Raw genomic sequence first — 14,176 nt, 5'->3', positions numbered from 1 at the left:
GTCGGTTTGTCCACATCTGCGGTCGAGGACTTCTTGCGCGGCGCGGACGTGCCCGACCAGGTCGAGGTACCTGACCTGGTGGCGTTGCCCCTCCGGGAACGGCACCGGCTGATCACCTCGGGAGAGGTGGGGGCGGCCGAGTGGCACGAGACCGCTCACGAGTGGAGCGTCGTGGCCGACGCTCGGTACCGCGCGTGCGCCGTGCTCGCGGAGCCGTCGTCGGACTCGCCCGCGCTGCGACTCGGAGTGAAGGACACCGTGGACGTCGCGGGCTTCCCGACCACCCTGGGCCTGCGGCGGTATCGCCACCACCCGCGCAGGTCCGCGGCAGTGCTGCGGGACGTGCGGAACACCGTGGTGACGGCGAAGGTCGTCACCACTGAGCTCAACATCGGTGTCGGCTCCGGTTGTGGCAACCCGTACTTCCCGCACATCGATCCGGCGGGGTCGAGCACCGGCTCCGGGGTAGCGGTGGCGGCAGGTATCTGCGACGTCTCGCTCGGAACGGACGTGCTCGGCTCGGTGCGCTGGCCCGCCGGTCGCTGCGGAGTGGTGGGACTGCGCACCACCCACGATCCGGGCAACCTGACGGGCATCTTCCCGTTGTGCCCGTCCATGGACGCTCCCGGCTGGGTCGCGAGAACAGCCGACGACCTCGCGTTCCTGTGGTCCCACCTGGGCCTCGGTTCCGAGGTGTCCCACCGGGCGTTGCGGGTCGGCGTGGTGAGCGAGGTCTCCGAAGGAGCGGTCGAGCCGGAGATCGCCGGGGCGCTCGACGCTGCGGCACGAGCGCTGGCGGAGGCAGGCCACGCGGTGAGCGAGGTGCGGCTGGGAGACCTGTGGCACTGGCGCGGACCCGCGTGGGATCTCTGCGCCCGCGACGCGTGGCTCGGCCGGGAGGTGTGGGGTGAGCGTTTCGGTGACGACCTGCTGCCGTCCACGCTGGCGGCGCTGGAGGCGGGCGCCAGGATCGACGACAGGAGGTACGCGGAGATCCGCACCGCGCTCGTCCGTCATCGGGCCGCGGTCTCCGGGCTCTTCGACGAGGGTGGTGTGGACGCGTGGCTCCTGCCGCTCGACGCCGTGGTGCCTCGTGCGAAGGGGGCGAAGCCCGCCGCGACGTCGACCATCCCGACCCCGGCGGACCCCGACTACGACCGGGAGATCGGGTACACGCCGGTCGCGAGTTTCGCCGGACTGCCCGCGATCACCTTCCCGGTCGGTGTCAGCCCTGCTCAGGCCCCGCTCGCGGTGCAGCTCGTGGGCAGGCCGCACGCGGAGAACGCGCTGATCGGACTGGCCCGCGACGCCGGAGCGGTGTTCGGAAACCTCGGTTTCGCACCTCGGTGATTGACTACGCTGAGCGAAACTTCGGTTACGAAAGGACATGGGGATGTCGGCGCAGGACTCGACGGAAACGGCGGTACCGGCCGGGGAGGCCAGGCCCGCCAAAGGACTCGCGCTGGTGTACCTGGCGGTTTTCGGGGGCTACACGGGTCAGCAGTTGCTGTCGCCGGTGCTCCCGCCACTCTCGCGGGAGCTGTCGCTCACCGAGTTCCAACTCGGCCTCGTGATGAGCGCCTCCGCCGCGATGGTGGCGCTGACGAGCACGTTCTGGGGCCGGCGCAGTGACGTGTGGGGTCGCAAGCCGCTGTTCACGGGTGCGTTGTTGGGCACCGCGGTCGGGCTCTTCGCGTTCGCGGTGACCGCCAACCTGGGCATGCTCGGGGTGCTGAGCGCCCCAGTGGTGTTCGTCGCCTTCCTGCTCACCAGGGGTGTGCTGTTCGGTGGTGCCCTCGCAGCGCTGCCGGTTGCGGCGAACTCCTACGTCGCCGACGTGACCCACGGAACGCGCGACCGGGTCAAAGGACTGTCCAGGGTCGGGGCAAGCCTTGGCCTCGGCCTGGTGCTCGGCCCGGCGGTCGGTGGACTGCTCGGTCGCTTCGGCCTGCTCACAGCGCTCTACGTCGCGCCCGTCGTGCTGGCACTCGCCGCGTTGGTGGTGCTGGTCAGGCTGCCGAGGGAGACCAGGCACGTCGACCGGCCGAAGCCGCCGAAGGTGCGGGCGCTGGACAGCCGCATGTGGCCGTTCCTCGTTCTCGGGCTCGCGATCTACCTGTCGATCAGCCTCCTGTCGCTGAGCGTCGGCTTCCTGCTGCAGGACCGGTTGCACCTCGACGGCGCGACGACCGCGGAGTACACCGGCCTCGTGCTGCTCGCGGGCGGTCTGCCGATGCTGCTCGTGCAGGGCATCGTCGTGCCGAAGCTGGGCTGGACGCCGCTCACGTTGCTGCGCGTCGGGCTTCCGGTGACCGGCGTCGCGTTCGTCGTGATGGTGTTCGCGCCGAACCTCGCCGCGATGATCACCGCGTCGGTGCTGTCGGGTATCGGGCACAGCCTGGCAGTGCCCGGCTACAACTCCGCGCCGTCCCTGCTGTTCGGTTCCGACGAACAGGGCGGCGTGGCCGGACTGATCGGCTCCACCAATGCCGTCACGCTGGTCGTGGGTCCGATGGCGGCGACCGGACTCTACGAGCTGTCCCCGTCGGCACCGTTCGCGGTCGGCGCGGTGGTGCTGATGGCTGCGTTCGTGTTCTCGCTGCTCCACCCCGGGGTGCGGCAGCGGTAGTCGCCCGCGGGGCGGCGAAGTAGCGGGTTCTTTGGGGGGATCCTTGCCATGCGGGTTGAATTCGAGCTGCTCGGTCACGTCCGGGCGTTCCTCGACGGCGCCGAGGTGGACCTGGGCCCCGCGCAGAGGCAGTCGGTGCTCGTCGCGTTGCTCATGTCGGCCTCGCCGGACGTGCAGATGGACAGGCTCGCGGCCCGGGTCTGGGAGGACCAGCCGCCACCGGGCGCGGCGGGCACGCTGCGGGCGCACATCTCCCGCCTGCGCCGGACGTTTCGAGGCGCTCTCCAGATCGATCGCGGACGTCTCGGCTACGTGGTGCACACGGACGAGTCGGCGATCGACGTGGTCGCTTTCAGGGATCTCGTCGCGCGGGCTCGTGACGCGGAGGACGACGTCCTGGCCGCAGACCTGTTCGGGCAGGCGATGACGTTGTGGCGGGGAGAGCCGTTCGCCGGGTTGAGCGGGGAGTGGGTGGAGCGCACGAGGTCCGCGCTGCAACGGGAACGTCACGCCGCTCGCCTCGATCACAACGACGTCCGGCTCCGGCTCGGCCGCCACACGGCGCTGGCGTCGTCGCTCGCGGAGGAAGTAGCGGCACATCCGCTCGACGAGCGACTGCGCGCGCAGTACCTGCTCGCCCTCTTCCGCAGCGGCAGCACGGCCGAGTTGCTGAGGCAGTACGAGGACATCCGGGTGAGCCTCGCCGAAGAACTCGGTGTGGATCCGGGCCCTGCGCTGAGGGCGCTCCACCAGCGGGCGTTGAGTGGTGACGCGGGTGTGCGCCGGGCGGTGCCGGTCGGGTTCGGGTGTCACCTGCCGTCCGAGGTCCCGGACTTCGTCGGGCGGGCGGACGAGGTCGTGGAGCTCACCACGGATCCGCCGCACCTCGCGTTGATCTCCGGTCCCGCAGGTGTCGGCAAGTCGACGCTCGCGATCAGCGTGGCCCACCGCCTCCGCCCGAGGTTCCCCGACGGGCAGTTGTACGTCCGGGCCAGCACCTCGGCCGAGGCGCTGGAAACCCTGCTGCTGCAGTGCGGAGTCGTGCCTTCTGAGCTGCCCTCCGGACCGTCGGCGCGCACCGCGATGCTGCGCGGCAGACTGAGCGGCCGCAAGGTGCTGATCATGATCGACGACCTGCACGACGCGGGCCAGATCACGGACGTGGTCCCCGGAACCCCGGACTGCGCCGTGCTCATCACCAGCCGCTCGTTGCTCGCGACCACACCGATGGGTCGGCGGATTCGCCTGAAACCACTGCGCGAGCGGGAATCCGTGGAGATGCTGACCAGTCTCGTCGGCGCCGGTCGCGCAGTGACCGAGTCCGCCGCCCTGCGCGACATCGCCTCCGCGTGCGGCCACCTGCCGCTGGCGTTGCGGATAGCGGGTGCCCGCCTGAGCGCGATGCCCTCCGCTCCACTCGTCGCACTTGCGGAGCGGCTGCGCGACCACCGTGCACGGCTGGACGAACTCGACGTCGGGGTGGCCTCAGTGCGCACCTCGATCGGCTTCAGCTACCGCAGGCTGAGCGAGGACGACCGAACAGCCCTGCGCTGGCTGGGAGTCCTGTCCGCCAACGACTTCACCGAGCGGCAGCTGAGCACCCTGTCGGGCCGCCCGGACGTCAGCCGGACGCTGGAGCGGCTGTGCGATGCGGGCATGATCGACCCGAGCGGTCCGGGTACCGGAGGTGAGCAGGAGTTCCGGATGCACGACCTGCTCGGGGACTTCGTCCGGGAGCAGGCACGCCGGATTCCTCCCGAGGTCCGCCGCGCCGGTCTGCGCCGTCTCGCCGGCGCCTCGGCCGACGTGGCTCCACGACCGGCGGCCGGGCGCACCTGGTTCGCGCGCGAGCCCTTCGGCTCCTCTGCGGCGGAAGCCGTCACGCGCGGCCGTCACGCGGAGGCCGGGTGACGGCCGCGCCGGACGTCACCCGCACCGGGGTGACGTCCGCGGTGCGGTCACACGGGTACGCGGAGCCTGGCGACGTCGAGCGTCACCTCGGCGATCCTGGCCGCGATCTCCGACCACTCCGGCAGCGACATCGTGAGCGGTGGCAGCAACTTCAGCACCCGGCCGTCGCCCGACCTCTCGGCGATGATCGACGCGCGGAACAGTTCCGCCTGCACGCGTTCGGCCATCTCCGCGTCCGCGAAGCGCAGACCGCTCATCGTGCCTCGCCCGGCGAGCGTCACCACGCCGTCCGGCAGCGCGGTCGCGATTTCGAGCAGCGACTCCCTGATCGCGATGCCGAGTATCGGCGTGCGTGCGACGAACACCGGGTCGGCCCAGTGGTCGAGTGCGGCCGTCGCGGCGACGAAGGCGAGGTTGTGACCGCGGAAGGTACCGTTGTGCTCGCCGGGCTTCCACAGGTCGTGCTGCCGCTTGAGCACCACCATCGCCATCGGAAGACCCATGCCGCTCAACGACTTCGACAGGCAGATCAGGTCGGGGTCGAAGTCGGGGACGTGCTCGAAGCTGAAGAACGTTCCCGTGCGGCCGCAACCGGCCTGCACCTCGTCCACGATCACCAGCGCGCCGACCTCGTCCGCGATCTGTCGCACCGCCTTGAGCCACTGTGCCGAGGCTGTGTGGAGCCCGCCCTCACCCTGGACCGTCTCGAGCAGGACGGCCGCGGGAGGAGTATTGCGGCACGTGGTCCGCAGCGCGTCCAACGAGTCGGGCGAGCCGGTTCCGTCGTCGAACGCGGTGATCGTCACGTTCGGCAGGGCCGTTCCGGCGGCGTTGCGGAGCAACGGCGACGAGGTCGCGGCGAGCGAGCCGAGCGAGGCACCGTGGAAGCCGCCCTGGAAGGCCACGACGTTCGTCCGGCCGGTGACCTTCCTCGCCAGTTTCAGAGCGGCCTCGACCGCGAGCGTGCCCGCCGGTCCCGGGAATTGCATGACGTGGTCGACGAACCCCCTGGGCTCCAGTACCTCGTCCGCGAATCGGTGCAGGAACTCGGCTTTGGCCCGAGTGTGCAGGTCGAGGGACTGCACCGGCCCGCCACTCGCCAGGTACTCGCTGACCCGCTTCACGATCTTCGGCGGGTTGTGGCCGTAGTTGAGCGAGCCCGCGCCGGAGAGCAGGTCCACGTACTGACGACCGTCTGCGTCCCAGAGGTGGTGGCCGGCGGCGCGCTCGAACACGACCGGAAAGCTTCGGCAGTAGCTGCGCACCTCCGACTCGTGACGGTCGAACACTGTCGTACCCGGCATTCGTGATCACCTCTCTCGGATCGGTGGCGCATGAGCAGAAAGCAGCCCGAAGGCGAGCAACCGTCCACAGTGGTGTCACTGGGGAGTGGCACGGCGAGTGCCGTGGTGAACCCGTGTGCGAGTCACCTCTCCGGCCGTGGGCTTTCGTCGATCTGTTTGTGCCGCAACGATGCCGAGTTCCCGTTGCCAGTCCGTTGCTCAAACGTTGTCGTGCAGGTCGGAGCGGTGCCACGGCCGTTGGCCGTTGTTTCGTCCGGCAGTCCAGAGGGGAGAAGATCGTGCTAGTTCGGGGGAAGGACCTCACCGTCGACGACGTTCACCGCGTCGCGGTCGGCGGCGAGATCGTGCGGATCGACGAGGACCAGCTCAAACTCGTGGCCGAGAGCTGCGACCGCATCCAGCGCTGGGGAGCGGAAGGCCATCCGATCTACGGAGTCACGACCGGGTTCGGCGAGATGGTCCACATGAGCGTCCCCGCGAGGTTCGAGGCAGAACTCCAGGAGAACCTGCTTCGCAGCCACGCGGCCGGCGCGGGCCTGCTGTTTCCCGACGACGTGGTGCGCGCCGCGCTCCTGTCACGGCTGAACTGTCTCAGCAAGGGGTACTCGGGTGTCAGCGTCGAGGCGCTTGAGCTAATGGCCGAGTTCCTCAACCGGAGGATCCACCCCGTCGTCCCGCAGCAGGGTTCGCTCGGGGCGAGCGGCGACCTCGCGCCGTTGTCGCACCTGGCACTTCCTCTGATCGGAGCGGGCGCGGTGCGCTACCGCGGTGAGGTCGTGGACTCGGCGACAGTCCTGTCGGACCTGGGACTGCGGCCCGTGCGACTGGGCTACAAAGACGGCTTGGCACTGATCAACGGGACGTCGGTCATGACTGGCGCGGCGTCGCTGGCGCTGGTGCGAGCCGAACGGTTGCTCCGCCTGGCGCTGTGGGCCTCGGCGGCCTTCATCCAGATCATGCGGGGCTCCACGCGCGCATTCGAGAAGTACGGCCACGAGCTCAAGAACCACCGCGGCCAGTCGGAGGTCGCCGAGATCATCAGCGAACTGCTGGCGGGCAGCGCCCTGACCGTGACACACGAGGACGTCATGCGCCTTGTCAGGGACGCGTCGGGGGATGAGCTCGTCGATGCCGGGAACTACCTCCAGAACGCCTACACGGTGCGGTGCGTGCCGCAGATCCTGGGGCCGGTGGTGGACGCGATCCGCTACTGCCGACGCATCGTCGAGGAGGAGCTGAACTCCTGCAACGACAACCCGTTGATCTTCGAGTCGCCGGAGACGGTGTTCCACGGGGGACACTTCCACGGTCAGTACGTCGCGATGGCGAGCGACTTCCTGAACATCGCCGTCACCGAGATTGGAGTCTTGGCCGAACGGCAGCTCAACCGCCTGCTCGACCCGCATCTCAACAAGACCTACCCGGCGTTCCTCACACTCGGGGAGCCCGGCGTGACATGCGGTCTGCAGGGTGCGCAGTACTTGGCGACGAGCATCGCGTCGGAGAACCTCGACCTGGCAGCGCCCGCGTCGATCAAGACCATTCCGTCGAACGGCCAGAACCAGGACGTCGTGAGCATGGGCCTGATCGCGGCTCGCAAGTCGCTCCAGCTGACGGACAACGTCCAGACGATCGTCTCCGTGCTGGTCGCCGCCGTGTACCAGGCCTCGGCGATCACGGGAGCCGAGCAGTTCAGCCCCGGCGTGCGCGGACTGCTGACGTTGCTGGGCACCACTACTCCCGCCTACGAGGACGGCGGGGGAGTGGCGTCGGACTTCCTCGCCACCATTCGGGAGACCCTGCTTCTGGGGGAGGCGGGCGAACTGCTGCCGCAGATGGGTGAGAGCTAGCCGTGCCCGCGGGTGGGCACTGACGCCAGCGGGACGTGGTGCTGGCCGGCGTGGACGTCCCGGTCGCGCAGCCCGCCCTGCGGTGTCGGGCGCGGGAACGAGATCTTCACGACGTTCAGCGACGGGATGTGGAAGAGTTGTACGTCCTCGGCTCGCACCTCGTACAGCGACGCGATGAGGTTCGCGTCGACGATCTCGGCGGCCAGTGCATAGCCCTCCTCGTTCCGCATGAACAGTTCCATGGTCACCCAGAACGGTCCGGCGTTCTTGGACCGGACCTCCAGGGCGAGGTCGCCCAACGTGCGCTGTTCAGTCATGGGTGACGGCCTTTCGGTGCTCGGTGCGGAACATCTCGGTGGGGGTGCGGGTGTCGACGACGTGGTGGAGCGCGAACTCGTAGACCGCGCCTCGTTCGGTTTCGGCGGGGGAGGTGGCGAACGCGAGGCTCGGCAGGTAGTCCATGTCCGGGGTCGGGAGGTGCAGCATCAGCGGGTTCGCGACCTTGGCGATGGCGGTTGCCAGTTTTTGGGTCTTGGCGCGGACCAGCAGCATCACGCCTACCTCCCGGGGTGGGCGGGTGGCCGGGTCCAGGGTCTCCAGGACGGCGTCGTAGCCGTAGCGGCGCAGGTCGAAGGCGTAGTCGGCGGTGTCGAGGCCCAGGGTCTGGGTTACTCGGCCGGTGAAGACCTTGACGAACAGGTCGGTCCACTCCTCGATGTTCGCGAGGATGTGCTCGTCGCGGATCGCCGTGAACGACATCGTCTCGTAGCCGGTGATGCGGGCGCCCTCCAGCTTGATCGTGTGCCGGGCGGGGTGGAAGCGGGAGCCCTCTACGCGTACGCGGCGGGAGTCCAGCGCGGTGTAGGTGGCGTCGGTGACGTCCAGTTCGCCTGCCGGTTCGCGCATGCGGAACGGGTTCACCGTTTCGTAGAGCATGTGTGCCGCAACGGAGATCGGCGTACAGGCGGCTTCCGGGTCGAGGGGTTCGATGGTGAAACCAGAATCATCGATCGTGGCCAGGACGCCGCCGGCTCGTGGGTTGGTGGTGCACTGGCCGCCGCACTCGACGATCTTCGCGGCGTGCCAGGCCGGGCCGGCGGGCAGGCCCCTCATCAACGGGATAGTGGCGGCTAGGGCGGTGTCGGTCGCGCGGCCTGCCAGGACCACGTTGGCGCCCGCTCGGAGGGCCTCTTCGATGGGTTCGTGGCCCATCATGCCGACGATGTGCGTGCAGTCGTCCACAGTGGTCTCATCGAGTGGGCCCGTTGGTGCGAGTGGATGTACGGCGTTCTCGCGCAGACGGGACTTGACGAAGTCGGCGGTTTGTTCGCTGAAGATCGTCGCTACGGACAGGTCTAGCTGCTCCTCGCACAGGATGTCCTCGACGATTCCGGCCACCCAGGTGACGCCCGAGTCGGTGCCGCTGGTGCCGCAGGAGCCGACGATCAGCGGGATGCGGGCCTTGGCGGCGGCGCGGAGGAGGATGCGCAGGTCTCGGGCTACTGCTGCTGCGGTGGTCTTGGCGGTGCCGGAGCCGAGGTAGTGCGGGCCCGAGTCGGTGGAGCCGCCGTCCACGGCGATGACGTCGGCGCCCAGCTCCAGGCCTCGGTCCACTGAGGACTCGGTGAAGCCGGCGCCTAGCATGCCGGTGGGCGTCAGGACGCGCACGGCTCCGTCGGGAGCGCTCATGGATTTCCCTTTCGGTGGAACGGTTCTACAGCGAGATGGAACGGCGGCGGCTCAGCACGGCCACGCGGAGGATCACGGCGGTGGCGAGAGCGGTGACGATGGCGATGTCCAGGAGCATGTAGCGCCAGCCGGTGATGTCGACCATGGCGCCTACGACGCCGGGGCCGATGAAGCCGCCCGCGGCCCAGCTCACCGTGTACAGGCCCGTGTAGACGCCGATCACGCGGGCGGACGGGGCCAGGTTCCACAGCACGACGGCGGCGTTGATCAGGAAGCCGGACGCTCCGGCGGCGGCTACGCAGAACGACACGACCGTGACTACTGGTGTCGGCACGAGAGTGCCCAACCCGAGAGATGTGCCGAAGACGGTCATGCCGATCGTCATCGTGCGGATGCGGCCGATTCGTTCGGCCAGCAGGGCGGCGGGGTAGGCGGCGGTCAGGAACGCGATGCCGCTCGGGAACGTCAGCGAGCCCGCCTCGCCTCGCGACAGGCCCAGCGTTTCCATGCCGTACGGGGTGAACAAAGACCGCGACGAGAACCAGGCGGAGGCGAACAGCAGTACGGCGGTGACGACGAGCAGGCGGCTGCGGTCCCGGTCGCGGAGGATGTCCCGCGCCAGGTCTCGCAGTCGTTGCGGGGACTCCTGAGCGGCGTCCTCGGTGAGCGCCAGCTGGTAGGCCCTCGACGTGTTGTCGCGGACGCGCAGCACGAGGACCGCGGTGCACGTCAGCATGAGCAGGGCGGGGACGGTGAAGGCGAGCTTCGGGTGGTCGTCCACCAGCACCGCGCTGATCAGTGCGGACACCACGACCGTCAGGCCGGAGGCGATCTTGACCACCGCGTTTGCGCGGCCCCGGCGTTCCGGCTCGATGAAGTCCGGCAGCAATGCTTGGGCGATCGGCTTGAAGCTGTTGCCCACCAACGAGTACACGAAGATGATCGCGATTAGTGCCGGCAACGCCGTGGCCAGCGGGATCAGGGTGAAGAGCAGAGCTGCTAGCGGCATGCCCACGGCCAGGTAGGGGATTCGGCGGCCCCAGCGGGTGCGGGTGTTGTCCGAGCGGTGGGCGATCCACGGCTGGACGAAGATGCCCAGCAGGTTGTCCATGCCCATGAGCAGGCCGACTATCGCGGTGCTGGCGATGTGTTCGCGCAGCAGCGGCGGCACCTGGGCGTCGTAGAAGTCCCAGGTCGCCTCCTGGGCGAACACGGCGAGCGCGACGAAGAACGTGATGCGCCTGGTGAGCCGCCGTTCGGTCGGCGCGGCGAGTGACGACATCGGAAGCCTCCGTTGGCTCGGGAACGTCGCGGCGTGCCCAAGTTAGGATGCTATAGCAAAATGCGCAAGCAATAGCTTCGAGGTTTGTCGTAGTATCGGCGCTCGTGATGGTCGACAAGGACGCGCAGTCCGACACGCTGGCCGGCCGGGCCTACCGCTCGGTGCAGGAAGCCATCGGCGCAGGTCAGCTGGCTCCCGGCGAGAAGATCACCGAACGCGGCCTGGCCGAACGGCTGGAGATGAGTCCCACCCCGGTCCGGGAGGCGATCCGGCGGCTCGAGCAGGACGGCCTGATCACCAGGACGGGGCCGCGGACGGTCGTCGTCGCGGACATCGGCGCCGAGGCCGTGGAGGACCTCGCGGAGGTGGAGATCGCGTTGCGCGGCCTCATCGCCCGGTTCGCCGCTCGTCGCGCGACCGCGGCCCAGCTCGACGAACTCGACGCGGTGCTGGACGACGCGGACGACCTGCTGATCGTCATCAAGCAGCGCGACGCCGAGGGCGGTCCGGTCGACAGGCACCTCAACGCCCTGCTGGACACGATGCAACGCTTCAACGACGCGGTGGCGGCGTGCGCGGACAACACCGTCCTGGTGCGATTGCTGGAGCAGACCAGGGTGTTCACCCGCGCCGAGCGCAAGAGCCTGGTGCTGGAACGGGTCCACCAGAACCACGAGTTCGGGCTCGACCGCTACGCCGGGCACCGTGCGCTCGTGCGCGCCCTGCGTGCGGGCGACTCGGCGGCCGCCGAGCAGATCGCGATGGACGACGTGCGGGGTGGCCTGGACGACCTGCGTCGCTGAGTGCTCACCAGCCGCGCAGACGCGGCCAGAGCGCCTCGACCGCTGTGCCGCGAACGACGTGGTACTGGTCGTGCTGCGCGGCCGTGGCGCAGGCGTGGTTGGGCAGGACGCGCAACCGGGTCCCGATCGGCAGGTCCGGCACCGGACCGCCGTTCCTGGTGCTCAGCACGCCGTGCTCCTGGCTCGCGCCGGTCATGAGCAGGCCGGGGATGAGGGTGCCCCGCACGTCCGCCACGAGGCCGTAGCCCTGGTCGACGGCCTGCGCCTGCGTGCCCCGGTCGCGGGAGGTGGCCATCCAGCCGCCGTCGGTCAGCACCCAGTTCTTGTCGGGACGGTGGCCGATCACCGTGACGACCACGGAGAGTGCGAGGTCGTCGACGTCGCACACACCGATGCCCGCCATGACGAGGTCGAAGAAGACGTAGTTGCCCGCGCGGACCTCGGTGACACCGCTCAGGTCGGTCGCCGCGTGCGCGGTCGGGGTCGACCCGACGCTGACGATCGCGCAGTCGAGTCCGTTGGCGCGCAACGCTTCCGCGGCCGCGACGGCGACGTCCCGCTCGTGCTGGGCGGCCGCGCGCAGCGCCTCCGGGGTGTAGGCGAAGTAGGACTCGCCGGCGTGGGTGAGCACGCCCGCGAGGTTGGGCCCGAGCGTCCGGCCGATCTCGACGAGGACCGGATCGTCGGCCTGCACGCCGCCGCGGTGGCCGTCGCAGTCGATCTCGACCAGGGCGGGCACGCGGAGGTTCTCCCGCTCGGCGAACTCGGTGAGCGCCTCGGCCTGCGCGAGGCTGTCGAGCAGCACCGTGAGCGTCACGCCCCGGCGCGTCAGGGCGGCGACGCGCGGCAGCTTGTGCGGGTCGAGGCCGACCGCGTAGAGGATGTCGCGGTAGCCCGCGTCGGCGAAGTGCTCGGCCTCGGCGAGCGTCGACACCGTGATCGGCCCGCCCTCCTGGACCCGCGCGGCGACCTCGACCGACTTGCACGTCTTGACGTGCAACCGCAACGGCACCCCGAGGCCGTCCAGACGGTCGCGCAGCCTGGCCGCGTTGCGTTCCAACCGGTCGGCGTCGACCACGGCGAACGGCGTGTCGGGTGTGTCCACGGTGGTCATTTGACGTCTCCGGCGGCGCGGCGCAGCAACGCTGCGGCGAGAGTGAGGTCCTGCAGGGCGAAACCGGAGCTGTCGAAAACCGTCACGTCGTCCCGAGAGGTCCGGCCGGCGGCCTCGCCGGTGAGTACGGCCCCGAGTGCTGTCGGCGTGACGCCCTGGGCGTGCTGGAACTCGCCGATCGTCGTGGACTGGTCCGGCAGATCGCAGAACAGCAGCGCGTTCGAGTGGAGCTCGGTGGGCAGCTCCTGCTTGCCCGGCCCGTCCGCGCCCATCGCGGAGATGTGCGTGCCCGGCGCCACCCACGAAGCGTCGAACAACGGCTCACGCGCGGTCGTGGCCGTCACGAGCACATCCGCCGCCGCGACCCCGGTCCTGGCGTCGGTGGCCTCGGCGGGCAGCCCGGTCTCCGCGGTCACCCGCTCGGCGAAGGCCGTTGCGGCACGCCGGCCGACGACGAGGACCCGTTCGATCGGCCGGACCCGACTCACCGCCCGAACCTCGTGCAACGCCTGGTGGCCCGTGCCGATCACGGTCAGCGTGCGGGAGTCTGCGCGGGCCAACGCCTGCACGGCGAGCGCGTCGGCCGCGGCCGTGCGGTACGCGTTGGCCGCAGCGGCCTCGACCACCGCGCTCAGCCGTCCCGTGGCGGGATCGAGCAGCACGATCGTCGAGCTGTGCCTGGGCAGGTCGACGTTGCCCGGCCAGAAGCTGCCGATCTTCACACCCACCAGCTCGCCCGCCGAACCGGACTTGAGCGTGAACCGGGTGTCCGGTGTGGACGAACGACCGATCACGACCGGGAACGTGGACCCCTTGGCAGCGGCCAGAAAGGCCTCGCGTGCGGCGGCGAGCGCGAGCTCGTCGTCGACCAGAGCGGCGGACTCGGCTTCGGAGAGGAAAGCGGTCATCACGCGTCCTTCTTCAGTTCGGCGAGGTCGTTGTACAGAGCGGTGCGGGAGATGCCCAGCCGTCCCGCGACCCGTCCCGGCGCCCCGCGCAACGCGAACACGCCGGCGTCGTTCAGGTCCCGGACGAGCTTCAGCCGCTCTTCGCGGCCCAGCGACGCCACCGGTACCGCGTGCGCCCGCTCGGCACGTTCGATGAGCGACTCGACCACCTGGTCCAGGTCGCCGGAGAAGTTCGTGGACGCCACCGGCGTCTCCGTCGGGGACAACCCGAGCAGATCAGCGAGAACCCCGGTGGCGCGATTGATGGCGGACACGTCGATGTTGATGCACAGCGCGCCGATCAACGTCCCGTCGACGTCGCGCAACGGCACGGTCGTGCACTTCAGCACGCGTCCGTCCTGCGCCCGCGTCACGTAGCCGACCTCGGTGCGGGCGTCGTCCCCGGCGGCGAGGACGCGCAGGCCGATCTCGCTCATCGCGTCGCCCGCCTGCCGGCCGGTGACGGAGCCCGCGACCGCGACCACCGAGTGCTCCTGGTCGCGGTAGTCGTGCAGCACGACCTCGCAGCTGCGGCCGAAGGTCGCCGCGATGCCCTCGATCACGGGCGTCAGTGCGGCGAACACCGCGTCGGCGGTGGTCGCGGGTACGTCGGACAACGATGCCTCCGCGTGGACAAACTGTCATTT

12 protein-coding genes are annotated in these 14,176 nt (G+C 69.8%); 5 read left to right on the top strand and 7 right to left on the bottom strand.

Annotated features, from left to right (window positions below):
* Positions 1 to 6: 6 nt before the first annotated feature.
* The 3 genes from ACFWNN_RS07670 to ACFWNN_RS07660 are packed head-to-tail and all read left to right on the top strand — an operon-like array spanning position 7 to position 4,540.
* Entirely contained in the window at positions 7 to 1,350 is a 1,344-nt protein-coding gene (locus tag ACFWNN_RS07670; RefSeq protein ID WP_382439073.1) for an amidase family protein, read from the top strand.
* Between the two features lie 43 nt (positions 1,351 to 1,393).
* The gene (locus ACFWNN_RS07665) at positions 1,394 to 2,629 is read left to right on the top strand and encodes an MFS transporter (protein WP_382439072.1); all 1,236 of its coding nucleotides are present in this window, start codon (positions 1,394 to 1,396) and stop codon (positions 2,627 to 2,629) included.
* Positions 2,630 to 2,677: 48 nt separating this feature from the next.
* On the top strand, positions 2,678 to 4,540 hold the full coding sequence (locus ACFWNN_RS07660) for a BTAD domain-containing putative transcriptional regulator (RefSeq protein ID WP_382439071.1): 1,863 nt from the start codon (positions 2,678 to 2,680) through the stop codon (positions 4,538 to 4,540).
* A 47-nt stretch (positions 4,541 to 4,587) separates the two neighbouring features.
* Here ACFWNN_RS07660 and ACFWNN_RS07655 read toward each other — a convergent pair whose 3' ends face one another.
* Positions 4,588 to 5,844: a diaminobutyrate--2-oxoglutarate transaminase gene (locus ACFWNN_RS07655; RefSeq protein WP_382439070.1), complete on the bottom strand. Its 1,257-nt coding sequence runs from the start codon at positions 5,842 to 5,844 to the stop codon at positions 4,588 to 4,590.
* Positions 5,845 to 6,122: 278 nt separating this feature from the next.
* On the opposite strand from ACFWNN_RS07655, the gene cmdF reads away from it, so the two are divergent.
* On the top strand, positions 6,123 to 7,694 hold the full coding sequence (gene cmdF / locus ACFWNN_RS07650) for a tyrosine 2,3-aminomutase (RefSeq protein WP_382439069.1): 1,572 nt from the start codon (positions 6,123 to 6,125) through the stop codon (positions 7,692 to 7,694).
* On the opposite strand, the gene ACFWNN_RS07645 is transcribed toward cmdF, so the two are convergent.
* From ACFWNN_RS07645 to ACFWNN_RS07635, 3 genes are read right to left on the bottom strand one after another with little or no spacing between them, the layout of a single operon-like run.
* Positions 7,691 to 8,011, bottom strand: a complete 321-nt coding sequence (locus ACFWNN_RS07645; RefSeq protein WP_382439068.1) for a DUF4387 domain-containing protein — start codon at positions 8,009 to 8,011, stop codon at positions 7,691 to 7,693. The two genes, cmdF and ACFWNN_RS07645, sit on opposite strands and share 4 nt — an antisense overlap.
* On the bottom strand, positions 8,004 to 9,383 hold the full coding sequence (locus tag ACFWNN_RS07640; RefSeq protein ID WP_382439067.1) for an acyclic terpene utilization AtuA family protein: 1,380 nt from the start codon (positions 9,381 to 9,383) through the stop codon (positions 8,004 to 8,006). Before ACFWNN_RS07640 ends, ACFWNN_RS07645 begins: the two co-directional genes overlap by 8 nt.
* Before the next feature lie 25 nt (positions 9,384 to 9,408).
* Complete coding sequence (locus ACFWNN_RS07635) at positions 9,409 to 10,665, bottom strand: MFS transporter (RefSeq protein ID WP_382439066.1); 1,257 nt, start codon at positions 10,663 to 10,665, stop codon at positions 9,409 to 9,411.
* 107 nt (positions 10,666 to 10,772) lie between these two features.
* Between ACFWNN_RS07635 and ACFWNN_RS07630 the strand changes: the two genes are divergently transcribed.
* Positions 10,773 to 11,468 (top strand): GntR family transcriptional regulator, encoded by a 696-nt coding sequence (locus ACFWNN_RS07630; protein ID WP_382439170.1) that lies wholly within the window; start codon positions 10,773 to 10,775, stop codon positions 11,466 to 11,468.
* Between the two features lie 4 nt (positions 11,469 to 11,472).
* Here ACFWNN_RS07630 and ACFWNN_RS07625 read toward each other — a convergent pair whose 3' ends face one another.
* Genes ACFWNN_RS07625 through ACFWNN_RS07615 form a run of 3 tightly spaced genes read right to left on the bottom strand, consistent with a single transcriptional unit; the run spans position 11,473 to position 14,146 of the window.
* Positions 11,473 to 12,582 (bottom strand): alanine racemase, encoded by a 1,110-nt coding sequence (locus ACFWNN_RS07625; RefSeq protein ID WP_382439065.1) that lies wholly within the window; start codon positions 12,580 to 12,582, stop codon positions 11,473 to 11,475.
* On the bottom strand, positions 12,579 to 13,490 hold the full coding sequence (locus ACFWNN_RS07620; RefSeq protein ID WP_382439064.1) for an ornithine cyclodeaminase family protein: 912 nt from the start codon (positions 13,488 to 13,490) through the stop codon (positions 12,579 to 12,581). The genes ACFWNN_RS07625 and ACFWNN_RS07620 overlap by 4 nt, the downstream gene beginning before the upstream one ends.
* Positions 13,490 to 14,146 (bottom strand): transcriptional regulator, encoded by a 657-nt coding sequence (locus ACFWNN_RS07615; RefSeq protein WP_382439063.1) that lies wholly within the window; start codon positions 14,144 to 14,146, stop codon positions 13,490 to 13,492. The genes ACFWNN_RS07620 and ACFWNN_RS07615 overlap by 1 nt, the downstream gene beginning before the upstream one ends.
* Positions 14,147 to 14,176 lie beyond the last annotated feature (30 nt).

Source organism: Lentzea sp. NPDC058450, from assembly GCF_042721395.1.
GTDB lineage: Bacteria > Actinomycetota > Actinomycetes > Mycobacteriales > Pseudonocardiaceae > Lentzea.
The sequence above is the reverse complement of the archived record's forward strand: the minus strand, read 5'-3'. Positions and strand labels throughout refer to the sequence as shown.